At 56.8% G+C, this 22,602-nt stretch carries 20 protein-coding genes; 15 read left to right on the forward strand and 5 right to left on the reverse strand.

Annotated elements, in window-relative coordinates:
* Positions 1-79 precede the first annotated feature (79 nt).
* The gene (locus OMR58_RS08405; protein ID WP_264545697.1) at positions 80-790 is read left to right on the forward strand and encodes a helix-turn-helix transcriptional regulator; all 711 of its coding nucleotides are present in this window, start codon (positions 80-82) and stop codon (positions 788-790) included.
* Here OMR58_RS08405 and cynR read toward each other — a convergent pair.
* Positions 738-1,634, reverse strand: coding sequence for a transcriptional regulator CynR (gene cynR, locus OMR58_RS08410; RefSeq protein ID WP_200562791.1), 897 nt, complete (start codon positions 1,632-1,634; stop codon positions 738-740). The two genes, OMR58_RS08405 and cynR, sit on opposite strands and share 53 nt — an antisense overlap.
* A gap of 108 nt (positions 1,635-1,742) precedes the next feature.
* On the opposite strand from cynR, the gene OMR58_RS08415 reads away from it, so the two are divergent.
* The gene (locus OMR58_RS08415) at positions 1,743-2,942 is read left to right on the forward strand and encodes a cyanate transporter (protein ID WP_200562789.1); all 1,200 of its coding nucleotides are present in this window, start codon (positions 1,743-1,745) and stop codon (positions 2,940-2,942) included.
* Between the two features lie 179 nt (positions 2,943-3,121).
* Entirely contained in the window at positions 3,122-4,012 is an 891-nt protein-coding gene (locus tag OMR58_RS08420) for an oxidoreductase (protein ID WP_200562787.1), read from the forward strand.
* Here OMR58_RS08420 and OMR58_RS08425 read toward each other — a convergent pair whose 3' ends face one another.
* Complete coding sequence (locus OMR58_RS08425; RefSeq protein WP_347710565.1) at positions 4,013-4,720, reverse strand: YceI family protein; 708 nt, start codon at positions 4,718-4,720, stop codon at positions 4,013-4,015.
* A 132-nt stretch (positions 4,721-4,852) separates the two neighbouring features.
* On the opposite strand from OMR58_RS08425, the gene OMR58_RS08430 reads away from it, so the two are divergent.
* From OMR58_RS08430 to OMR58_RS08470, 9 genes are all read left to right on the forward strand, one after another.
* A complete protein-coding gene (locus OMR58_RS08430; protein WP_264545698.1) occupies positions 4,853-6,058 on the forward strand; it encodes a lysozyme inhibitor LprI family protein in 1,206 nt (401 codons plus the stop codon).
* 100 nt (positions 6,059-6,158) lie between these two features.
* Positions 6,159-6,674 (forward strand): serine protease inhibitor ecotin, encoded by a 516-nt coding sequence (eco, locus tag OMR58_RS08435; RefSeq protein ID WP_200562782.1) that lies wholly within the window; start codon positions 6,159-6,161, stop codon positions 6,672-6,674.
* A gap of 181 nt (positions 6,675-6,855) precedes the next feature.
* On the forward strand, positions 6,856-7,785 hold the full coding sequence (argC, locus tag OMR58_RS08440; RefSeq protein WP_105592752.1) for an N-acetyl-gamma-glutamyl-phosphate reductase: 930 nt from the start codon (positions 6,856-6,858) through the stop codon (positions 7,783-7,785).
* Positions 7,786-8,007: 222 nt separating this feature from the next.
* Positions 8,008-8,610 (forward strand): CDP-alcohol phosphatidyltransferase family protein, encoded by a 603-nt coding sequence (locus OMR58_RS08445; protein ID WP_264545699.1) that lies wholly within the window; start codon positions 8,008-8,010, stop codon positions 8,608-8,610.
* Positions 8,611-8,625: 15 nt separating this feature from the next.
* Positions 8,626-10,389 carry a bifunctional alpha/beta hydrolase/class I SAM-dependent methyltransferase gene (locus OMR58_RS08450; protein ID WP_264545700.1) on the forward strand — a complete coding sequence of 588 codons (1,764 nt, stop codon included), beginning with the start codon at positions 8,626-8,628 and terminating at the stop codon, positions 10,387-10,389.
* Positions 10,382-11,701, forward strand: a complete 1,320-nt coding sequence (locus OMR58_RS08455; protein WP_264545701.1) for a phosphatase PAP2/dual specificity phosphatase family protein — start codon at positions 10,382-10,384, stop codon at positions 11,699-11,701. Before OMR58_RS08450 ends, OMR58_RS08455 begins: the two co-directional genes overlap by 8 nt.
* Positions 11,683-12,069 carry a hypothetical protein gene (locus tag OMR58_RS08460; RefSeq protein WP_264545702.1) on the forward strand — a complete coding sequence of 129 codons (387 nt, stop codon included), beginning with the start codon at positions 11,683-11,685 and terminating at the stop codon, positions 12,067-12,069. The genes OMR58_RS08455 and OMR58_RS08460 overlap by 19 nt, the downstream gene beginning before the upstream one ends.
* Positions 12,070-12,293: 224 nt before the next feature.
* Positions 12,294-13,970, forward strand: coding sequence for an alpha,alpha-trehalase TreA (treA, locus tag OMR58_RS08465; protein WP_264545703.1), 1,677 nt, complete (start codon positions 12,294-12,296; stop codon positions 13,968-13,970).
* Between the two features lie 1,506 nt (positions 13,971-15,476).
* Positions 15,477-17,612 (forward strand): TonB-dependent siderophore receptor, encoded by a 2,136-nt coding sequence (locus tag OMR58_RS08470; RefSeq protein ID WP_200547803.1) that lies wholly within the window; start codon positions 15,477-15,479, stop codon positions 17,610-17,612.
* Positions 17,613-18,384: 772 nt separating this feature from the next.
* On the opposite strand, the gene OMR58_RS08475 is transcribed toward OMR58_RS08470, so the two are convergent.
* Positions 18,385-18,636, reverse strand: a complete 252-nt coding sequence (locus OMR58_RS08475; RefSeq protein ID WP_264545704.1) for a GlsB/YeaQ/YmgE family stress response membrane protein — start codon at positions 18,634-18,636, stop codon at positions 18,385-18,387.
* 141 nt (positions 18,637-18,777) lie between these two features.
* Positions 18,778-19,386, reverse strand: coding sequence for a membrane-bound lytic murein transglycosylase EmtA (gene emtA, locus OMR58_RS08480; RefSeq protein WP_205065131.1), 609 nt, complete (start codon positions 19,384-19,386; stop codon positions 18,778-18,780).
* 308 nt (positions 19,387-19,694) lie between these two features.
* On the opposite strand from emtA, the gene ldcA reads away from it, so the two are divergent.
* The 3 genes from ldcA to OMR58_RS08495 all read left to right on the forward strand — a co-directional run bounded on the left by ldcA (position 19,695) and on the right by OMR58_RS08495 (position 21,569).
* Entirely contained in the window at positions 19,695-20,636 is a 942-nt protein-coding gene (ldcA, locus tag OMR58_RS08485) for a muramoyltetrapeptide carboxypeptidase (RefSeq protein ID WP_264545705.1), read from the forward strand.
* A gap of 151 nt (positions 20,637-20,787) precedes the next feature.
* Entirely contained in the window at positions 20,788-21,033 is a 246-nt protein-coding gene (locus tag OMR58_RS08490) for a DinI-like family protein (protein WP_200564193.1), read from the forward strand.
* 410 nt (positions 21,034-21,443) lie between these two features.
* Positions 21,444-21,569: a hypothetical protein gene (locus OMR58_RS08495; protein WP_255569952.1), complete on the forward strand. Its 126-nt coding sequence runs from the start codon at positions 21,444-21,446 to the stop codon at positions 21,567-21,569.
* Positions 21,570-21,654: 85 nt separating this feature from the next.
* On the opposite strand, the gene OMR58_RS08500 is transcribed toward OMR58_RS08495, so the two are convergent.
* On the reverse strand, positions 21,655-22,584 hold the full coding sequence (locus tag OMR58_RS08500; protein ID WP_264545706.1) for an ornithine cyclodeaminase family protein: 930 nt from the start codon (positions 22,582-22,584) through the stop codon (positions 21,655-21,657).
* Positions 22,585-22,602 lie beyond the last annotated feature (18 nt).

Raw genomic sequence — 22,602 nt, forward strand, 5'->3', positions numbered from 1 at the left:
TTTACAATCAATGTTGATGTTTCAACAATTTGTTTATATTCTTATCCAGAATGATATCTGACACAACGAGTTTTTATTGATGACTGCCAGTACCAATAAATCACAGCTGATTAACCAGCTTAGCGCCGTTATGGACGCCTTCGCCTCCGTTGCGGGTCGCCATATCGAGGTCGTTTTACACGATCTCGCGCAGCCGGAAACGTCGGTAATCAAAATTATCAATGGGCACGTTTCCGGCAGAAAACCGGGCAGTCCGCTGCTGGATGCACCGGATAACGACAGGGGGTTTCTCGGCCTGCTGAATCCTTCCGCAGCCCCGTTGGATCGGGAACCCACGGTTTTTAACAGCTATCCAACGGCCAGCCTGCAGGGGAAACCGCTACAAAGCTCAACGGTGTTCTTCAAAGATGAAAACGGCAAACCCCAACTTTCACTCTGTTTTAACGCCGACAACAGCGCGATAAATGCGGCACGCGAGGCCTTAGCCATTTTGCTGCCTCAGGAAGCGGAGGAAAAACAGGAGCAGGACATCGGGCTCGAGGAAAAGCTGGATGAAATTATCCGTGCCTGCATTCCCCCCACCGGGCAGCTCAGAACCGGAGCCACTAAGCAGGAGAAGGTCGAGATTGTTCGCCAGATGCAAAACCGGGGGATGTTTATGGTGCGCGGCGGGGTTGAGAAAGCGGCAAAAGTGCTGGGCGTAACGCGTTACACCATTTACAACTATCTTGATCAGATTAAGAAGGAAGCGGGCCCGACAACGTTGCCCACTGCAAAGCCAGCTGAATAAACGCCCGGGCGGCGGCGCTTTGATAGCTATCCCGGTGCTGCAGGATGACCGCCGTTCTCTCCAGCAGCGGCGGCTCAAGGGTAATTCCGGTCAGCAAGGTATTTTCCCTGGCGATTGCCGCGGGTAACAGCGTTGCTAACGGCGCACAGCGGATGATTTCGACTACCGCGTTGACCGAATTTGCCTCCATGACCACCCGAGGGCTCAGCCCGTTTTGCCAGCAGCAGCGATCGATCTGCCCGCGTGTGGCAAATTCTGTACTCAGCAGCACCAGCGGCAGCGCATCCAGGACCTCTAAAGACAAACTCGCGTGTTCCCCAAGGGGATGACCACTACCGACGACCAGCACCAGCGTTTCCCTGAGCAGCACCTGCGCTTCGATTTCCTGTGCATACCCCCCTGCAAAGCCAATACCCGCATCCAGTTCGCCTGCGCATAGTTGTTCCTCAATACGCTCCTGCGCCATCTCACGAATGCTGACGTTGATATCCGGGTAGCGCTGATAAAACGCGGCCAGCAGCGGCCCAATCAACCATGAGCTAAAGGTTGGCGTTACAGCAATCCGCAGCAGACCGCGACGCAGGTCTGCAACATCGTGGATCGCCCGTTTCCCCTCCTCCAGCCCCTGCAGGGTCCGCCGGGCATAGTTCAGATAAACCACTCCTGCATCGGTCAAACGAATGCTTCGGCCGCTTCGGTCGAAAAGCGTCGCGCCCAGATGCGCCTCCAACTGCCTGATCTGCTGAGACAGCGCTGGCTGAGAGACATGCAGTGCCTGAGCTGCACGGGTAAAGCTTTGATGCTCGGCTACGGCCAGAAAATAGTTGATATGTCGAAGCAGCATGACGCCATCCCATAAGCAGAACCAATAGACTTAATCATAAATGAATATTTTATCTTATGTGAACTCATCCTTACCCTTCTGCGAACGATAAGTAATGAGAGTGATGTGATGAGTCTGAAGATAAAAAACGGCCTGATGCTGCTGGTTCTGGTGCTGGTTGGCCTGAATATGCGTCCTCTGCTGACCTCGGTGGGACCGCTACTGCCGCAGCTTCGCGATGCCAGCGGAATGAGCTTTGCACTGGCTTCCCTGCTTACCGCCCTGCCGGTGGTAGCAATGGGGATAATGGCGCTGGCAGGAGAGTGGCTGAGCCACCATCTGAACGAGCGTAAAACCGTCGCGCTGAGCCTGATGACCATCGCCGCGGGCGCACTGCTGCGCGTACTGGCTCCTCACAGCACTCTCCTGTTGAGCAGTGCATTAATCGGCGGAATTGGCATTGGCCTGATTCAGGCCACCATTCCTGGCATCATTAAGCGGCTCTTCGGCCACAGCACACCCGCGGTTATGGGGCTGTGGTCGGCTGCACTAATGGGCGGGGGCGGGCTGGGTGCGGCAGTGACCCCGTGGCTGGCACAGCACAGCGAGGTGTGGTTTCACGCGCTGGCGTGGTGGTCGCTACCGGCCATTCTGGCGCTCACCGGCTGGATCGTCATCGGTCAGTCCGCCATTCGTCCACCGATTAAAACGTTATCTGCCCCTCGGGTACGGTTACATGTCAGCCCGCGCGCATGGCTGCTCGGGCTGTACTTCGGGTTGATTAACGGCGGGTATACCAGTCTGGTCGCCTGGCTACCGCCCTATTATATGCAGCTTGGGTCCACGCCGCAGTCCAGCGGCAGTCTGCTGGCGCTGCTGACGCTGGGCCAAACGGCAGGCGCGCTACTGACGCCAATGCTGGCGCGTCATCAGGATCGGCGTCGGTTATTGCTGATTGCGCTGATGATGCAGTTGGTGGGATTCTGCGGTTTTATCTGGCTACCGCAGCAGTTGCCGGTTGGCTGGGCGCTGATTTGCGGGGTGGGCCTGGGCGGCACCTTCCCGCTGAGTCTGGTGCTGGCGCTGGAGCACTCTTCCCATGCACCTCTTGCCGCACGGCTGGTGGCTTTTATGCAGGGCATCGGTTTTATTATCGCCGGGGTATCACCCTATCTGTCCGGATTCCTGCGCAGCACCACCGGCGATTATCTGGCCGACTGGATCTTTCACGCCGCCTGCGTGGCAGGTCTGATGTTGCTGACGCTGCGCTTTGCTCCGTCGCGCTATCCCTCCGAGTGGCAGGCGGCTTCCCACCAAAAAATCATCTGACGAAATAGGGTCAGGCTCAACTCGGTGATGTTTTTTTGGACGATCGCCCCTGGTTTGTTCATATTACCAGGGGAAGATAATGCGCCAGGCGGATACGGTGCAGCAGCCGGAGCACGCTCGCGCACAGTATTACTGGTTTCTGTCATCCCCGAATCGCTGATTAACAGGAAAAACGCATCATGTCCCAATACCCTGCTATTGCACTTATCGGCCCCGGTGCGATTGGCATCACCGTCGCGGCAGCGTTGCATGAAGCTGGCCGCACACCCACGCTCTGTGGACGTACCGCCCACGACAGCCTGCTGCTGCGCGTGGACAACCACCGCATTGAAATCCCCGGCCCGATCCTTACCCATCCTTCCGCTGTTCAACAGCATCACGACCTGGTGTTCGTGGCGGTAAAATCCACTCAGGTTGCCGAAGCCGCACCGTGGCTGGCGGCGCTGTGCAGCGAAAAGACCGTGGTTTGCGTACTGCAAAACGGTGTTGAACAGCGTTCACTTTTTGCGCCTTACCTCTCCGCGCAGCAGATCCTGCCCTCGGTCGTATGGTTCCCCGCGCAGCGCGAAACGGGAAATGCCGTGTGGTTGCGCAGCAGCCCGCGCCTCACCCTGCCGGATGTAGCGGAAAGTCATCTGGTGCTTGAAGCGCTGCAAGGGACACGCTGTGAGGTTGATGTCACCACCGATTTCACGCAGGTAGCCTGGCGTAAACTGATGCAAAACGCACTGGCCGGATTGATGGTGCTGACCGGCCGCCGTGCCGGGATGTTTTCTCGCATTGATATCACCGGCCTGTCGCTTGCGCTGCTCCAGGAATGCCTGGCGGTGGCGCGTGCAGAGGGAGCCGCGCTGGGGGATGAGGTTCCGCAAGAGATCCTGGCCTGGTTCCATCGTGCGCCTGCTGACCTCAGTACATCAATTTTGACCGATCGTCAGGCGGATCGCCCACTGGAATGGGATTGCCGCAACGGTGTGATCCAGCGACGAGGCCAGGCGCACGGCATTGCAACACCGATTAGCGATCTGATTGTTCCCCTGCTCGCCGCCGCCAGCGACGGACCGGGATGATTACGGCGAGCTGGCATTCTCGTCAGGGGCCAGATGCGCGCGAATAGCGATATCAATTTTAATGCGGTCGTCTACCAGTATGGCCAGACGATCCATCTTAAATGCCGAGCGGGAGATAGTCGTGGTGGCGAACAGCACCAGTTCATCAGGCGAAGATGATGCCTCCTTTCCCGCCATTGTGGCTTCAAGGATCACCGGGCGCTGGACGTTTTTAACCTGCAGCAGACCAAAAATTTTGTACTGCCCCTGGCCTTTATCGACCACTCGTGTACTGGTAAAAATAATATCGCGGTAGCGAACTGCGTCAAAAAACAGCTGGCTTTTCAACTGCCAGGTCAGCATATCGTTAGAGGCTTTCAGTGTAGAAACCGGAATTTTGACGTTGATGCGGTCGTTATAATCATGGCCGGGGTCCAGCAAAACCTCACCGGTGACACCGCTGAGCCGTGCCTGAGAGAACGTGTCGCCGAAAGCATTCCATGACAGTGCGATATCGGTCCTGTCGGTCGCAACCTGATAAGTGAGAGGCGTCGCGTGCAGCATCGGGCTGGAAAACAGCCCGAAAGCCAGCAGCGTGGCGATGCGGGTCATACCGTAATTCTCCTCAAAACAGACCGGGCGCACAAACGCCCGTTTTAGCGAGTTATTGGGGAACTCAATGACTAAAATTCGATGCACCACGGCTTGCAAGCGGGTATGAGGGAACATTTCGCTCCCGAAATCAGGACATACATTACGGTATTCATTCAACTCAGGGGGATGCAGGAAATGCGTCTTTTACTTGCCGCTATCTTTAGGATAACGTGGCAAATTATCCCCTCTACTTCAAAAGGAATGCCCATGGCGATACGCGCTGTTCTGTCCGAAAAACCCCGTCTTTTCATGCTGATGCTGCCAGTTTTTGGCTGTTTTTCAGCGCAGGCGGCCTCTTTCGACTGCCAGAAAGCAGCCACGCCAACGGAGCGAGCAATCTGTGCCGATAAGGCACTCAGTGATAAGGATGCGTCGATTGCTGACAACTATCAGCAGCTGGTTGCGGTGCTGCCTGAAGCTGAAATCAACACATTGCGCACCGAGCAGCGCAACTGGCTGAAACAACGCAATAGCTGCGCCAGCGACAGCGCATCGCTCAATTCCTGTCTGGGCCAACAGTTAACCCTACGTGAAGGTGCACTCAGCACGCGGCTACACCCGGCGCAGACGGCGTTAGATGCGGTGATTGCCACCATCCCGACGACACCAGCCCAATCGGCGATACAGCTGCGTCACTACAGCAGCAGCCCGCTGGCCGCGGCCTGGCTGGTCTATCTGCATCAGTTTATTCCGACCAGCGGCGTCAGTCAGCAGGAGGCACAACGGGCCGAAAATACCGCCATTGCGGCCATCACCGCGCAGGACAGTTTTGCCGCCTCGATTTTGCAGGATACGCGAAAAGATCCAAAAACCTCACGCGATGAAGCCGTGCTGATGCTGCTGCGCATGACCATTGAAATGAACGGCTACGGCGCAGAAGATCGCCCCTACGTTCACTGCTTCGTTTTTGCCCGTCAGGGGGATGCGGCTTACCAGGCATTTGGCCCGCTCTACGGTTCCAGCCGTGACAGCTCAGCGCCCATTTGCCCGCCACAGGGTGGACTGTTTAAACAGGAAGCCTGGCGGCAGCTGCGTAATCAGCTGACCGCGCCGGAAAGCGCGGTCAGTGCCAATGCAGGCACCATCCGCTTTGCCAGCTTCGCCGCCTGGCGCATCCTGGCTCTGCGCGCCACCCTGTCACCGCAAAGTTTCCTGAAATCAGAACAGGACACGGAACAAAACGGCGATCCGGCGCAGCGCATTCGCGACTGGACCGATGAAAAGAACTGGCCTGCCACCCAGCGACAGCTGACGCTGGCGGCAATCGAACCCGCCCGGCAGGCCACCAGCCAGTGGCTGCAGCTGGAGCGTGGTTTTTCCGCTACGGATGCTGCCACTGCCGCACAGAATATCGTAAAACAGTGGCTAAACCAGCATCTGGATTATATTTCCGAGAACAGCGACAGCGAATAATTCCGCAATAACAATCTTAAAGCCACATGATTTACCTTTATGTGCGGTTTTTTCGGTGTATAATTCCAGCATTTTCACCGATCATTTAAAGGAAGAAACGATGAATACGCTGTTTTCAACTCTCTCTGTTTTGCTGCTGGCCGGCTCCGTCTCGGCCATCGCGGCCTCCGGTACACCACCGGAAGGCAGCCCGAGCCAACAGCCGCTGGAGAAAATTGCACCGTATCCGCAGGCCGAAGCGGGAATGACCCGCCAGGTGATTACCCTGCCGCCAAAGGATAATGAGCGGGATCTTAAAGTAGAGCTGCTGATCGGTAAAACGCTGGAAGTGGACTGTAACCGGCATATGATTGGCGGCACGATCAAACGTGAAACGCTCTCCGGCTGGGGCTACGACTATCTGGTCATTGAGAAGCTTTCTGAACCGGCATCGACCATGATGGCCTGCCCCGATCGCGCCAGACAGCAAAAATTTATCGCCGCCAACCTGGGTGAGGATGCCTTCCAGCGCTACAACAGCCGCCTGCCGATTGTGGTCTACGTACCAAAAGATGTGCAGGTAAAATACCGCATCTGGCAGGCCTCTGAGACGATAAATCAGGCCACCGAAAAATAAGCATAGCCTTCCCACTGGCGGGATTCGCCGCCGGTGGGAAGGTCAGAATCCGCTGACTTCAATCAGCATAAAAAACCCCTCAGCGTGAATATTCATGCAAATTTTTTCATAAAGCGCTTTTAATCTGCTGCAATCTGATTACACTGTTTTTTTCTCATTTATTCTTAAGGCAAAGGCTGTAATGAGTCAGAAATATCGTGTGTTCATCGACGGTCAGGCGGGTACGACCGGTTTGCAAATCCAGCAGCGTCTGGCCCGTCATCCCCACATCGAATTACTCAGCATTGACGACGCACAGCGTAAAGAAGCGTCTGCCCGTCAGGCCCTGATGAAACAGGCTGACGTCACTATCCTTTGCCTGCCCGACGCCGCCGCACGTGAAGCCGTTGCTCTGGCTGATGAAGTCGGTGCCCGCGTGCTTGATGCCAGCTCGGCGCACCGCGTGCAGGACGGCTGGGTTTATGGTCTGCCGGAACTGGATGCCGGTCAGCGTGAGAAAATCCGCCAGGCCAGCCACGTCTCCAACCCTGGCTGCTATGCCACCGGCGCTATCGCCCTGCTCGCCCCACTAACCCGCGCCGGACTGCTGGCCGCCGATCGTCCGCTGGCGATCAATGCGGTATCGGGATACAGCGGCGGCGGTAAAGCGATGATTGAAAAGTACCAGCAGCAGGGTACTGGCTTTGCCGCCTACGGCCTGGGCTTCGATCATAAGCATCTGAAAGAGATGCAGGCCTGGGGCGGATTGAGCACCCGGCCGATCTTCCAACCGGGCGTGGGTGACTATGCACAGGGCATGCTGGTATTTATTCCGCTGAACGATACCGACGGCGAGCCGTTGCAGCGTGAGCTGGCGGCGTTCTATGCCGGTCAGCAGTTTATCCAGGTCCGCGAGCTGAATAATCTGGACGGCGATACCGCGCCATACCTGCTGCCGGAAGCATTAAACAACAGCAACAATATGGAGCTGTTCGTCTTTACCCATCCACAGCAGCGCCAGACGATACTGGTTGCGCGCCTGGACAACCTCGGTAAAGGCGCGTCCGGGGCTGCCGTACAGAACCTGAATATTATGCTGGGCCTGGCGGAAGAAACCTGCGTTAATCTGTAACCGCTTTTAAGCCGGGAACCACAATGTTCCCGGCTCTCCGCCCGCTGCGGCGGCAAAAGTCCCCATCTGAGTTATATTTATCCGCATCCCTCCCCGTATTGCACCCCAGTGCACACGCGGGATTGTAACGACGGTATTCGCAACACGTGATTCACAACACCGGATATCCATCACACCCGAGCGGGCAACGCGCCCGTCGCGAAGAAAGGCAGGAGCCAAAACGTGACGCTGTACGACATCAAACCCAAATTTCAGAACCTGTTAAGACCGCTGGTTGTCCGTCTGCATGCACGCGGCGTGACCGCTAACCAGGTCACCCTACTGGCCATGCTGGCCTCGATCGTGCTGGGCGGCATCTTGATCGCCTTCCCGCATCCGCTGTTATTTATTTCCCTGCCGATTTTCTTGTTTCTGCGCATGGCGCTGAACGCCATCGACGGCATGCTGGCGAGGGAATTCAACCAGCAGTCCACCCTGGGTGCGGTATTGAATGAAGTCGGTGACATCATCTCCGATGCCGCACTCTATCTGGCTTTTGCTTTCGTGGCTGGTATCTCGCCGTGGCTGGTGATTCTGGTGGTGCTGCTCGCCTGGCTGACGGAGTTCTGCGGGATAATCTGCCAGACGCTGACCGGCGTGCGCGACTATCGCGGCCCGCTGGGGAAAAGCGATCGCGCCTTCGTTTTCGGTGCCTCAGGCCTGATCATAGCCCTCTGGCCGCAGTATATCGCCGCGTTTAACGTGGTATTTGCCGTCTGCGCCCTGCTGCTGGTCTGGACCTGCATTAACCGCTGCCGCTGTGCGATTGCGGCGAAAACCGCCTGACAAAAGGAAACGGCCATGACTCAGCCATCACGTGAATATCAGGAAGGCACCTTCGCCACCAGTGACGGAGCCACGCTCTATTTTCGCCACTGGCCCGCTGCGGAAAGCGGCAGCCGTAAAGTCATCGTGCTGTTTCATCGCGGGCACGAGCACTCCGGGCGATTGCAGCACGTTGTCGATGAGCTGATGATGCCCGACACGCACTTTTATGCCTGGGACGCGCGCGGCCACGGCCACACGCCCGGCGATCGCGGCTACAGCCCAAGCCTGGCGCGTTCAGTGCTGGACGTCGATGAATTCGTGCGCTTTGTTGCCCGTGATGCACAGGTTGGCCTGGAGGATATCGTGGCAGTTGCCCAAAGCGTCGGAGCGGTTCTGGTCGCCACCTGGGTACACGACTACGCGCCGAAAATACGCGGCATGGTACTGGCATCTCCCGCCTTTAAGGTCAAACTGTATGTGCCTTTTGCCCGCGCAGGGCTGAGATTAATGCAGCGCATACGCGGGTTGTTTTACGTCAATTCCTACGTGAAGGGGAAATTCCTCAGCCACGATCCGCAGCGCATCGCCAGCTTCGAGCAGGACCCGCTGATTACCCGGCAGATCGCCGTCAATATCCTGCTCGATCTCTACAAGACCGCCGAACGCATTGTCTCCGATTCTGCTGCTATCACCCTGCCGACCCAGCTGCTGATTTCCGGCGATGACTTCGTAGTGCACGCTAAACCGCAGAAGCAGTTTTATGCCGGTCTGCGCAGCGCAATCAAAGAGCAGCATATCCTGCCCGGCTTCTACCACGACACGCTGGGTGAGAAAGATCGCCAGCTGGCGTTCGATAAGATGAAAAACTTTATCGACCGTCTTTATACGACTGCGCCTTACGTCTTTGACTATGGTCAGGAAGATCGCTGGAGCCCGAGCGCGGACGCCTTTCGCGAACTGCAGGCTCCGCCGAATTCACGCTCGCCGCAGGGGCTGTTTTACGCCGCGATGCGCTACGGCATGAAAACCATCGGCCGGCAGTCTGCGGGAATGCGGCTGGGCTATGAAACCGGCTTTGATTCCGGCAGTACGCTGGATTATGTCTACCGCAATCGGCCGGAAGGCTACGGCATACTGGGGCGGGTCATCGATCGTCAGTACCTGAACAGCATCGGCTGGCGCGGTATTCGGATACGCAAAGAAAACCTCCAGCGGATGATTAGCACCGCGGTAGCGCAGCTACAGCAGGGAAACCTGCCGGTACGGGTGGTGGATATTGCTGCCGGGCACGGCCGCTACGTGCTGGATGCGCTGGAACATCAGCCTGGCGTCGACAGCATTCTGCTGCGGGATTACAGCGATCTCAACGTGGAGAAAGGACAGGCGATGATCGCAGAGCGCGGGCTGAGCGAGCGGGTACATTTCCGCCACGGCAATGCGTTTGATACCGAATCCCTGGCCGCGCTCGATCCGGCACCCACGCTGGGCATCGTCTCCGGGCTGTATGAACTGTTCCCGGATAATGCGCTGATTAAAGCCTCGCTGGCCGGGCTGGCGGCGGCGATCCCACCGGGCGGCGTGCTGGTGTATACCGGGCAGCCGTGGCATCCGCAGCTCAAAACTATCGCCTGGACGCTGACCAGCCATCAAAACGGCATGCCGTGGATTATGCGCGTGCGCAGCCAGAAAGAGATGGATACGCTGGTGGAAGAAGCCGGTTTCGAAAAGCGCCAGCAGGCGATTGATGAATTCGGTATTTTCACCGTATCGCTGGCGGTGAGAATGCCCCATGGCTGATTCGGCTATCGCACCGGGCCGTTATCGCCTGTGGATACAGGGGCTTTGCTGGCTGCTGCTGCTCGGGCCGCTGTTCTTTCTCAGCTACGGTCAGGTCAACCATTTTACCGCCACCCGTGCCGATGTCGGCAGCCTGATTTTCAGCTGGGAACACGCGATCCCGTTTATCCCCTGGACCATCGTGCCCTACTGGAGCATCGATCTGCTGTACGGCCTTTCGCTGTTTATCTGCACTTCTCAGCGCGAGCTGACACGCCATGCTTTGCGACTGCTGGCGGCGTCGCTGGTGGCCTGCATTGGATTTTTACTTTTCCCACTGCGGTTCACCTTTAGCCGCCCGGAATCACCGGGGATCTTCGGCTGGCTGTTCCACAAGCTTGAACAGTTCGACCTGCCCTATAATCAGGCGCCCTCACTGCATATTATTCTGGCCTGGCTGCTGTGGCTGCGTTTTCGCCAGCATGTGACTGGCCCGATGCGCTGGCTGGTCGGTGGCGGATTCTGGCTAATCGCGGTGTCGGTGATGACCACCTGGCAGCACCATTTTATTGACGTGCTGACCGGTATTGCGGCGGGCATCGCTATCAGCTATGCCATTCCGATGTCGGGTAGCTGGCGCTGGCAGCGCCCCTCTTCTCACGCCCGGCGGCTTGCGGCACGCTATGCCGCTGCTGCGCTGCTGCTGGGGCTTATCGCGTGGGCGATGCCTTACTGTGCCGTACTGCTGTGGCCCGCCGCCGCGCTGCTGATGGTGGCAGCCGGGTATGGCGGGCTGGGAACCCGCGTATTTCAGAAAACGCAGGAGGGCCAGATATCGCTTTCGGCCCGCTGGCTGCTGTTGCCCTATCTGGTTGGAGCCAGGCTGTCGAAACGCTGGTTTTCCCGCCGGTTACCCGCGTCGTCGCCGATTTCAGGCGGTGTGTCCCTTGGCAGTTTTCCCGATAAGGCGTCACCGCAGGCGGCCGTGCTGGATCTGACCGCTGAATTTCATCACCGTCTTGAACCAGGGACGATCTGGCACAGCTGTCCAATGATGGATCTGCTGGTGCCGGAAATCGCCGATCTACAGCGCACGGTGGATCGGCTAAGCCTGCTGCGTCAGTCGCAGGACACACTGCGGGTCTGCTGCGCCCTTGGACTTTCCCGCAGTGCAACGGTGGTGGCCGCCTGGCTACTGGCGGAAAAGCATGCCGATAGTGTTGAAGCTGCGGTGGCAATGATCCGCTCGCAGCGACCTCAGGTGGTGCTGACGCCGGATCATCTCCGGCTGCTGGAACAGTTTAAGGAGGCACAATGCCCGACATCCGTATGACGCAGCGCGTGATTCATATTCATCTCGCCAGCTGGCGCTTCTTTTCCGCACTTGCCCTGCCGCCGCTGTTGCTGGCACTGCTTCTGTTCGGGTCATATCAGAGCGCGTTATTGCTGCTGCTGTTTCTGCTGACGCAGTATTACTGCTGGCGTCTGTGGCTGGATGAGCGGCTGTTTCAGCTGGTAAACAGTGAGGATGACCTTGCCGCATTTGATGCCGGGATGGCTCGTCTGTGGGCCGTGAAACCCGGAGCTACGCGTTCACTGGAGGATCGCTGGCTGGGCGCACGTCGGATACTGCATCGGGCAATCTGTGCGTTGATCTGCCTGTGGCTGGTAGCGATATTTTCCACGCTGTGGATGATTTAGTCAGGCACTGACCTGAACCTGCCGCCGATGCCGTTATTCATCCGACTTTATGGATAAATAACGTATTATCGGCACGGTTTTTCCCGCCTCTATAAGCGCAAAAATGCCCGTCTGACTCACATTTTCCGGCCTGCCTCCCTGACCAAATGCGAAAAGTCGTCTAAAGTTTTTCGCAGGGTCAATAGCTTACAGATCAAACCGGATCTGGACATGGAGAAAAGCCGATGAGAAAAGTCGAACAACGTCGATTGAGTACGCGCCTGATTTATCCGCTCCTGCTGGCGGGAATCGTCGCGGCCAGCTGTACGGCGCAGGCGGAAGATAATCAGCGGATGCTGAGCAGTACTCCGCAGCCGCCGGATGTGCGTCTCGGACCGCTGTATCACGCCGTTCAGGCAGCGAAACTCTACCCGGACCAGAAAACCTTCGCCGATGCGGTGCCTCACGGCGATCCGACCGCTATTCTCGCCGACTGGCAGATGCAGAAAACCCAGGGCAATTTTGACCTGAAGCGCTTTGTGAATACCAACTTTACACTGCCCGCAGAGGGGGAAAAGTATGTACCTCCCGCCGGGCAGAGCCTGCGTGAACATATTAACGGCCTGTGGCCGGTGCTGACCCGTTCCGCGAGCCAGGCTAACCAGTGGGATTCCCTGCTGCCGCTGCCGAAGCCCTATGTGGTTCCAGGCGGTCGCTTCCGCGAAGTCTATTACTGGGACAGTTATTTCACCATGCTGGGGCTGGCGGAGAGCGGTCACTGGGATCGCGTGCAGGACATGGTGGACAACTTCGCCTCAGAGCTGGATAAGTACGGCCATATTCCGAACGGCAACCGCAGCTACTACCTGAGCCGCTCACAGCCGCCGTTCTTCAGTATGATGGTCGATCTGCTGGCCACGCACGGTGGCGACGAGGTTTACAGCAAATATCGCCCGCAGCTGCAAAAAGAGTACGACTACTGGATGGCCGATGCCGACAGCGTGGCCGCCGGTGCCGCCAGCAAGCGCGTAGTGAAGCTGAAAGATGGCACGGTGCTGAACCGCTACTGGGATGCGCGTGATGTGCCGCGTACCGAATCTTACATGGATGACATCAGCACCGCCGATAAAGCCAAAAATCGTGAAAAGGCTGCGCTGTATCGCGATCTGCGTGCGGGTGCGGCCTCGGGCTGGGATTTCAGCTCGCGCTGGTTTGATAAGCCCGACGATCTCAGCACTATCCACACCACGCGCATCGTTCCGGTCGATTTGAATGCGCTGGTGTTCCACCTGGAGAAAACCCTGGCAAAAGCCAACCAGATCGCCAAAGACGATGCGGCAGCAAAGCGTTTTGATGCGCAGGCGGAAACCCGCAAGCAAGCAATCAACCGCTATCTGTGGGATGAAAAACAGGGGTGGTACGCGGATTACGACTGGCAGAAAGCCAGCGTGCGCCCGCAGCTGACCGCCGCCGCGCTGTTCCCGCTCTACCTGCAGGCGGCCACCGATGAGCACGCAAGCAAAACCGCCAGTGCCGTCCAGGCGCAGCTGCTGAAGGAAGGCGGCCTGGTCACCACGACCGTTAACAACGGCCAGCAGTGGGATGCACCCAACGGCTGGGCACCGTTGCAGTGGGCTGCCGTTGAGGGGCTGAATCACTATGGTAAGCAGGAGCTGGCAAAAGAGGTTGGCATGCGTTTCCTGCAGAATGTGCAGGCGACCTACGATAAAGAGCACAAGCTGGTGGAAAAATACGTGGTGGAAGGGAAAGGTCTGGGCGGTGGCGGCGGTGGTGAATATCCGTTACAGGATGGTTTTGGCTGGACCAATGGGGTGACGCTGAAGCTGCTGGATCTTTATTGTCCGAAGGATAAGACCTGTAATAACGTGGGTGATATCGGGGTGGAGAAAGCGGCGCAGTAACGTGAATTCACTTTTTTTGTCAGCCTTTCGGACCAGTGGAGACGGGCTACATAGCCGATGGTAACAACCGATGGCAACGCTGACTGGTGGTTTTCCCTAATGGGCGGTCCTCGCGCCGCGATGCGGTGCCTTCACTTCTTTCGTCAGCCTTTCGGACCAGTGCAGACGGGGCGTCCTGCCCCGGCTGCACTTTTCGTCCGCGTCCATGCGGCCGAATCCGGCCTTCCTCTCTCCGTTCAGCGCTGTGGATGCCCAACCGGGAAATCCGCCAGTCTGCTTCATGACTTCAGTGTTGCCTTCAGGAAAACGGCCCATTACGATCAGGCAGCGACACGCATAGCCGAAAGGGTGTCAGCCTGCGCGGCAGACGGGTAATCCGCCAGTCCGGTTTGTGACTTCAGTATTGCCTTCAGGAAAATGCCCCTTTCAGATCAGGCGGCGCCCCCCATAGCAGAAAAGGAGCCAACCTGTGTGGCGGTCGGGTAATCCGTCAGTCCGCTTCATGACATCAGTGTTGCCTTCAGGAAAACGACCCATTCCGATCAGGCAGCGACACGCATAGCCGAAAGGGAGTCAGCCTGTGCAGCGGACGGGTAATCCGCCAGTCCGCTTCGTGACTTCAGCTTTGCCTTCAGGAAATCGACCCATTCAAATCGGGCAGCGACACGCATAGCCGAAAGGGAGTCAGCCTGTGCGGCGGACGGGCAATCCGCCAGCCCGCTTCGTGATTTCAGCTTTGCCTTCAGGAAAACGACCCATTCCGATCAGGCAGCGACACGCATAGCCGAAAGGGAGTCAGCCTGTGCGGCGGACGGGCAATCCGCCAGTCCGCTTCGTGACTTCAGCGATGCCTTCAGAAAAACGACCCATTCAGTTCAGGCAGCAACACGCATAGCCGAAAGGAAGCCAGCCTGTACAGCGGGCGGGAAATCCGCCAGTCTGCTTAGTGACTTCAGCGTTGCTTTCAGGAAATTGCCCCATCCAGATCAGGCAGCGACACGCATAGCCGAAAGGGAGTCAGCCTGTGCGACGGACGGGTAATCCGCAGCGCCGAGGTGAAAGCAACTGGCCAGGAGACGCCAGCAGGACGCTGGCGTCAGGCGGGGTCGGTACAAGGATGTACCGTCTCCGCCGGTCCGACCGGCCAGATGCTGTAACCGAGGGCACCGCGCAACGCGCGGCGCGAGGACCGGCCGCCCGCCGCACAGGCTGACTCCCGGACACCTGCGCCTCAAACCTCAAGCCTCAAGCCTCAAGCCTCAAGCCTCAAGCCTCAAGCCTCAAGCCTCAAGCCTCAAGCCTCAAGCCCATCATTTTCAGGTTAATTACTGAACTACAACAGGCAATTATTAACTGTAATTAACACTTGAAAGCGTTAATCGAAAAGATAATACTTCTCATTGATATTATTACAACTCTTTACATTTATCTGCCTATATCAATACAGACAGATAAACCGCACTCAACGCGGTGGCACGTTCTAAACCCTAATAAGAGACTTTAACAATGAGTATGGCTTTCAACCTGAAGCGTTCTGCGCTGCTCTGTTCACTCGCGCTCGTCGCACCCGGGATCGTCTTTGCCGCAGAAAACACCATTACGGTAACCAGCGCACCGGAAGAATCCGCCACTTCACCGACCGAAGGCTACACGGTCAAAAGCAGCAAGGGCGCGACCAAAACCGATGAACCGCTGATTACCACCGCGCAGTCCGTTTCGGTTGTTACCCGCCAGCAGATGGAAGACCAGGGTGCCATGAGCGTCAACCAGGCACTGAACTACACTGCCGGTGCCTTCACCAACTTCGGCGGCGCCGCCACCCGTTATGACACCGTTTCCCTGCGCGGTTTCCACGGCGGTGATGTGGATAACATCTTCCTCGATGGCCTGCGCCTGATGAGCGATCCGGGCAGCTTTAACGTATTGCAAGTGGACCCGTGGTTCCTGGAACGTATCGACGTGATTAAAGGTCCCTCCTCCGCGCTGTACGGTCAAACCGTGCCGGGCGGTCTGGTGATGGAAACGTCTAAACGCCCGCAGTTCACTGAAGAAGGCCACTTCCGTACCTACGTGGGAAATAACAGCACTTCCGGCGTGGCCGTTGATTACACCAATGCGATTAACGACCAGCTGGCCTTCCGTCTGACCGGCCTGACCCACAGCAGCGACACGCAGTACGACCACACCCGTGAAGAGAAATACGCGATCTCCCCTTCCCTGTTGTGGCAGCCTGATGAGTACACGTCGCTGTTGGTAAAAGCCTATCTGCAAAAAGATCCGTCCGGCGGCTACCACGGTTCCGTACCAGGTGATGGCAGCATTTACGAGCACAACGGCAAGAAGTTGAGTACCGGTTTCTACGACGGCGATTCCGACCTCGACCGCTTCAAGCGCCATGAGCAGATCTACAGCTACGAATTCGCCCATCGCTTCAACGATACCTGGGCCGTTCGCTCTACCGCCAGCTACAGCCATTCCAATGTCGACCTGGACCAGATCTACCAGATTGGCTGGGTTTCTGCCGACAGCGATATTATGAATCGCTACTACTCCGGCTCCCGCTCTTCGCTGGATGCTTTCGCCATCGACAACCAGCTGGAAGCTGATTTCGCGACCGCTGACATTGAGCATAAAGTGGTGCTGGGCGTGGAATACCATCAGTATAAAAACGACCTGCACGACGCCAGCGGCTATGGCTCACAGCTGAATACGGCAACGGGTCAAACCATCGGTGTGCGTCCGAACTATAATTTTGTTCACTCCGAGCGCCAGTACTATCAGACCGGGATGTATTTGCAGGATGAGATGAAGTGGGACCGCGTACATTTCGACGTGTCCGGCCGCTATGACCGCATCGTGTCGAAAATCAATAATATCGACCTCGGTAACGATAATCGCCGCCAGGATGACCACGTGAGCGGACGCGCCGGTCTGCTGTACGCCTTCGACAACGGTGTGTCACCGTACGTCAGCTACAGCCAGGCTATCACGCCGCAGTCGCTGACCGGTGCTGACGGCAATCTGCTGACACCTACCACCGCCGAGCAGTATGAGGCCGGTGTGAAATTCCAGCCGGTGGGAACGTCCGATCTCTACTCCGTAGCGGTGTACGATCTGACGCAGAAAAACGTCGGCAGCCGTAACGTGCAGGGTGGCTATTACGACCCGGCCGGCAAGGTCAACTCGCGCGGTCTGGAACTGGAAGCGCGTAATCAGCTGACGCCGCGCCTGAGCACGATCGCCAACTACACGCTGAGCCGCGTTCGTTATAAAGAAGCGATTGATGCCTCGACCGGTGAGTCTATCAACGGTCATACGCCGTACGTTTCCCCTAATGCGACTGCATCTGCCTGGGCTAACTACAAGTTTGACTATGGTCTGAGTGCCGGTGCGGGTGTGCGCTATATCGGTAAGCAGTGGGCGGACAATGCCAATACCGTGCGCCTGCCGTCGGTAACGCTGTTTGATGCATCGGTTCGTGCGGATCTGGGTGCATGGAACAGCAGCCTGAAAGGTGCATTTGTGCAGGTGAATGCCAATAACCTGACCGGACGTGACTATGTGGCGGCCTGCTACGGTTATGGTTACTGCTACTGGGGCGCGGAGCGTTCGGTGGTGGCGACCGTGGGGTATGATTTCTAATCCCAGTTTGAGCCAGCTCGCTCAGGTGCGCTGGCTCAGATCGTTTGGCTGAATCGGTGATTCGTTGCGTGTACGGTGACCGTGCTGATTGGTTATTTATTGCCTGCATGACCAGTGATCGCGCTAACTGGCGGGTTTCCCTAATGGGCGGTCCTCGCGCCGCGTTGCGGTGCCTTCACTTCTTTCGTCAGCCTTTCGGACCAGTGCAGACGGGGCGTCCTGCCCCGGCTGCACTTTTCGTCCGCGTCCATGCGGCCGAATCCGGCCTTCCTCTCTCCGTTCAGCGCTGTGGATGCCCAACCGGGAAATCCGCCAGTCCGCTCCGTGACTTCAGTGCTGCCTTCAGGAAATCGTCCCATTCAGATCAGGCAGCGACACGCATAACCGAAGGGAGTCAGCCTGTGCGGCGGACGGGTAATCCGCAGCGCCGAGGTGAAAGCAGCTGGCCAGGAGACGCCAGCAGGACGCTGGCGTCAGGCGGGGTCGGTACAAGGATGTACCGTCTCCGCCGGTCCGACCGGCCAGATGCGGCAACCGAGGGCACCGCGCAACGCGCAACGCGCGGCGCGAGGACCGCCCGGCCGCCGTACAGGCTGACTCCCTGACACCGCTATCACCGCTATCACCGCTTCCCCCCTGCACCAATGCACCAATGCACCAATGCACCAATGCACCAATGCAAGCATCCACGCCACCAATAAAAAAGCCACTCTCCTTAACAGAGAGTGGCTCCACAATTCTCAACGAAACCAGCCCGCAGGCCCCATTCGTATCAGCTACGTACCTTGCGATAAATCCACAGCACCACAATCGCGCCGATCACCGCAACCACAAAGCTTCCGAAATTAAACCCGTCGACCTTGCCAAAACCAAAGAAGGTACTGATCCAGCCGCCGACAACCGCACCGACAACCCCCAGCACCACGGTAATGATAAAGCCGCCACCGTCCTTACCTGGCATAATCCACTTGGCGACAATACCAACGATCAGTCCAAAAATAATCCATAGGATGACACTACCCATTTTCTCCCCTCCTTAATGATTACCGTTATCAAACTGGCACGATTAAAACTGCAGTAAGTATAGGAGAGGATTCTAAGTCTGTGATTTAAGGACAAACTTTTTCAGCAATTTTTTTGGTACTTATCAACACCGGTTGACGGCTTAAATCGTACGATAGGCGGTTGTCACCTTCCATAAATAGCGCGGAGCCTGCGCCGCCGGGTGATTGTTCTGCACGTGCTGATAAAACTCATCCGGGCTCATGGCATTAATCATCGCAATCGCCCGATTACGATCCCGCGAGAAAGTCCGCAGTAGCGCACCGGCACCGTTAGCATAGGAAACGATAGTCGCGTAGCGCAGGGTCTCAGGATTGCGGATACCGGCCAGCTGCTGCTGCTGTAAGATGCGCAGATAGGCCGTGCCGATATCGATATTTTTTACCGGATCGCGCAGTTCACTTTTGCTCGGCTGCCCGTGGCGGCCCTGTGCACGATACACTTCGCGCCCGGCAGTGGAGGCTTTAATCTGCATCAGGCCAACGGCGTTAGATTTGCTGACCGCCGTTGGATTGCCGCCGGACTCCACGGCAATAATGGCATCCACCAGTTTCTGATCGACACCGTAGCTACGGGCGGCATTTTCAGTAAAGAGTGACCAGGCCTGTGCCACTTTCTGTGGCGGTGCTGACGTCAGCGGGGTATCCGGCTGATGAACGATCTTCTTTGCGGGTTCGCTGGCGCAACCTGCCAACAGTAGTGCAGCCATCATGGCTGCTAATTTCACGCATTTATGCACGCTTGTTTATCCTCTGGGCCTGGCGTCGCGCCTATCATACGACTTGCCGGTTAGCAGAAAATTGCCGTAATTCTTAATTTGCTGGCTGCGGCTGATGACATCACTACGGCTTTTCGTCATCATCGAAAGAATTCGACAGCGAGTGTACAAAAATAATTCACTTACCGGCGTATAAATTTTCACCAGCCTGCGGCAGAGCACACTTTTTATTGCCGTACATGCTGTCAAAATTGTTGATAAACGTCGGTAAAACCACTATCCGGATGAGATAAGTACGTATTATGACCGTGTCTCCACGAAATATTCATCTGATCGCCCCTTCTGGCTTTTGCCACAATCCGGATGCCGCACAGCGCGGTATTGACCGCCTGCGTGCAGACGGACATCGGGTGACCCATACCGACATTATCAGCAGACGCGAACAGCGTTTTGCCGGTAGCGACAGCCAGCGGCTGGCCGACGTTAACGATCTTGCGCGGCTGGAAACGCTGCCGGACATTGTGCTGGCCGTACGCGGCGGCTATGGTGCCAGCCGCCTGCTGCCAAATCTTGACTATAAAAGCCTGGCGGACCGCCTTTGCGGCAGGCCCGTTGCGCTGTGCGGGCACAGTGATTTTACTGCCATACAGCTTGCCCTGCTGGCTCAGGCCGGATTGCAGAGCTTTAGCGGCCCCATGCTGACAGGAAATTTTGGTGCGGAAACGCTCTCTGATTTCACCCTCAACAACTTCTGGCTGGCGCTGACCTCTGCGCAGTTCACCCTGCGCTGGCAGACCACGCCACAGCAGCTCAGCACGTCGGGCACGCTCTGGGGGGGAAATCTGGCGATGATCGCCTCGCTGATCGGCACTCCCTGGCTGCCGGATATCCGCGACGGAATTCTGGTGATCGAGGATGTTAATGAGCATCCATTCCGCGTTGAACGCATGCTGCTACAGCTGTTGGAAAGCGGCATTCTGGCGCGGCAAAAAGCCATTGTGACCGGCAGTTTTACCGGCAACACGCTTTCTGACTACGATAACGGTTACGATTTCAGCAGCGTATGGGAGCTTATAGCCCAGCGCAGCGGACTGCCGCTGGTAACCGGTCTGGACTTCGGCCACGGTCACGATACCGTTACGCTCCCGCTGGGCGCACGGGCTGAGCTTAACGTTAACGGCAGCGATGCCGCACTGACAATCTCCGGCCATACCATTCTCGGCTCGTCACCAGCGAATCAGTGATTTAGCGAAAACTCACCCGCAGCGCGGTATAGTTGACTGAAGCCAGCCAGAACGCGGGCCGAGCACCCGGTCGGTTCGCGAAATAGTGTTTGAACCCGCTCTCATATACCTGTATTTTTATACAGATAAATTCAAAGGGAGCGGAAGTAAAATGTTTGTTGAACTGATTTATGACAAGCGCAACGTGGCGGGACTGGCGAACGCCGAGCAGCTGATACTGGAAGAACTGGAAAAACGCGTTCAGCGGGTTTTCCCTGATGCGCTGGTCAAAGTGAAACCGATGCAGGCCAACGGCGTAAAAAGTGACGCCAGTAAAACCGATAAGGCCACGCTGATGCGTATCATCGAAGAAATGTTTGAGGAAGCGGACCAGTGGCTGATTTCTGAAGAGTATTAATGTGGGAAAGGGCAATCCAACATTTTTTTTGATTTCGCTCGCAAATAACGCGTTTTTGCCTGGCAATAACTGAGAATACTCCTATCATTAAAATTAATCGATTTCCCTGGTGTTGGCCCGCATTAAAGCTCTTAGCGGGCTTTTTTTTTACGTAAATATAAGTAAATATTAACTGTTATAACATACACTGCTTAATCTCCTCTGAAAGAATTCTTATGCTTTACTCCCTTTTTAATCACGCCTCATGGCCCGAAATATTTTCCCTGAAACGCAATCGGCCAGTAGCCAGCCTTGCCATATTTTAGCCCTGCGAAATTGTGATTCCGATCAATGCATAATCGACACTTTAGGTGCAGCAAAGCCACGCTATTTACGTTCCTGAAAGAAGAAAAAACAACGAAAGGACAGACATGAACGCCGTACTATTTTGTGCCCTGTTGCTGATTGGGGGGCCATTGATGGGATTTTTGGTGATCGTTGGCGCCTGCCTGCCGGGGATGCTGGGTGAGATCCTGCATCGACCCCGGCGTCATTAGATCGGCGGACCACTAACCGGCATCCACCCGATAAGCGCCAGTAAAAATAACCACCGGGTGAATCATAACGTCTCTACGCTACGGATTACCGGTTTAAACGATCGATCACCAGCAGGCTGACCATCAGGTCCAGGTGCGCGCCGCCCGCATTCTTATACAGCGTAATATCCTGCTGCTGCCGGCAGAAGCTCGTGTTCTGGCAAATTTCATAGAGATCGGCCTCGATATGCTGTTCCGTAATCATGCCCAACCGCAGTGGAATATGAAGATCGCCTGACATCGCGGCGTTGGTCCGGTCGTCGACAAATACCCGTGCTTTTGCCACCGCTTCGCCGTCTGCTTCCTGCATATCCGGGCGATATCCACCCAGCAGATCGATATGCGTACCGGGCTGCACATCTTTCCCCAAAATCAGCGGTGACGCCGAGCTGGTGGCCGCGGTGATAATGTCCGCGCGGCCTACTGCCGCGCTAAGATCCTGCACAATTTCCGCTTCAATTCCCTTCTCTCTCAGCGTGGCCAGCGTCGCAGCCAGCTTTTCAGCCGTGCGGTTCCACAGCAGCACGGTGCGAATGGACGGTCGGATATGCAAATAGGCATCGACCAGCGCCGTTGCCACCGGTCCGGCCCCCAGCACCAGCAGTGTGGCGCTGTCTTCACGGCTCAGTATGCGGGCAGCAGCCACCGAATCTGCCGCCGTTTTCCAGCGGGTAATCGCCGGGCCATCAAGCACGGCAGAGATCGCTTTTGTCTCTTCGTCTATCACCACAAAAGCGGCATCCTCCGCCGCGCGTGGCGGTTTTGCCTGTGCGTTAGCCGGATAAATTGAGGCGATCTTTAACCCGGCACCGCGACCGGGCAGAATAACGCCCCGGCTAAGCAGGCCATAAGCAGCATCACCGAGGAAAAAGCCTTCCCCGGTATGGCGAGCCCCCAGATGCGCCGAGTGAATGGCGTTGATGACGCCCTCCCATTCCAGCAGGTCATGAATGGTTTTTGCGGAAATAAATTGCATAAAACAGCTCCTGAACGT

Source organism: Erwinia sp. INIA01, assembly GCF_025947915.1.
Taxonomy (GTDB): Bacteria; Pseudomonadota; Gammaproteobacteria; order Enterobacterales; family Enterobacteriaceae; genus Erwinia; species Erwinia coffeiphila.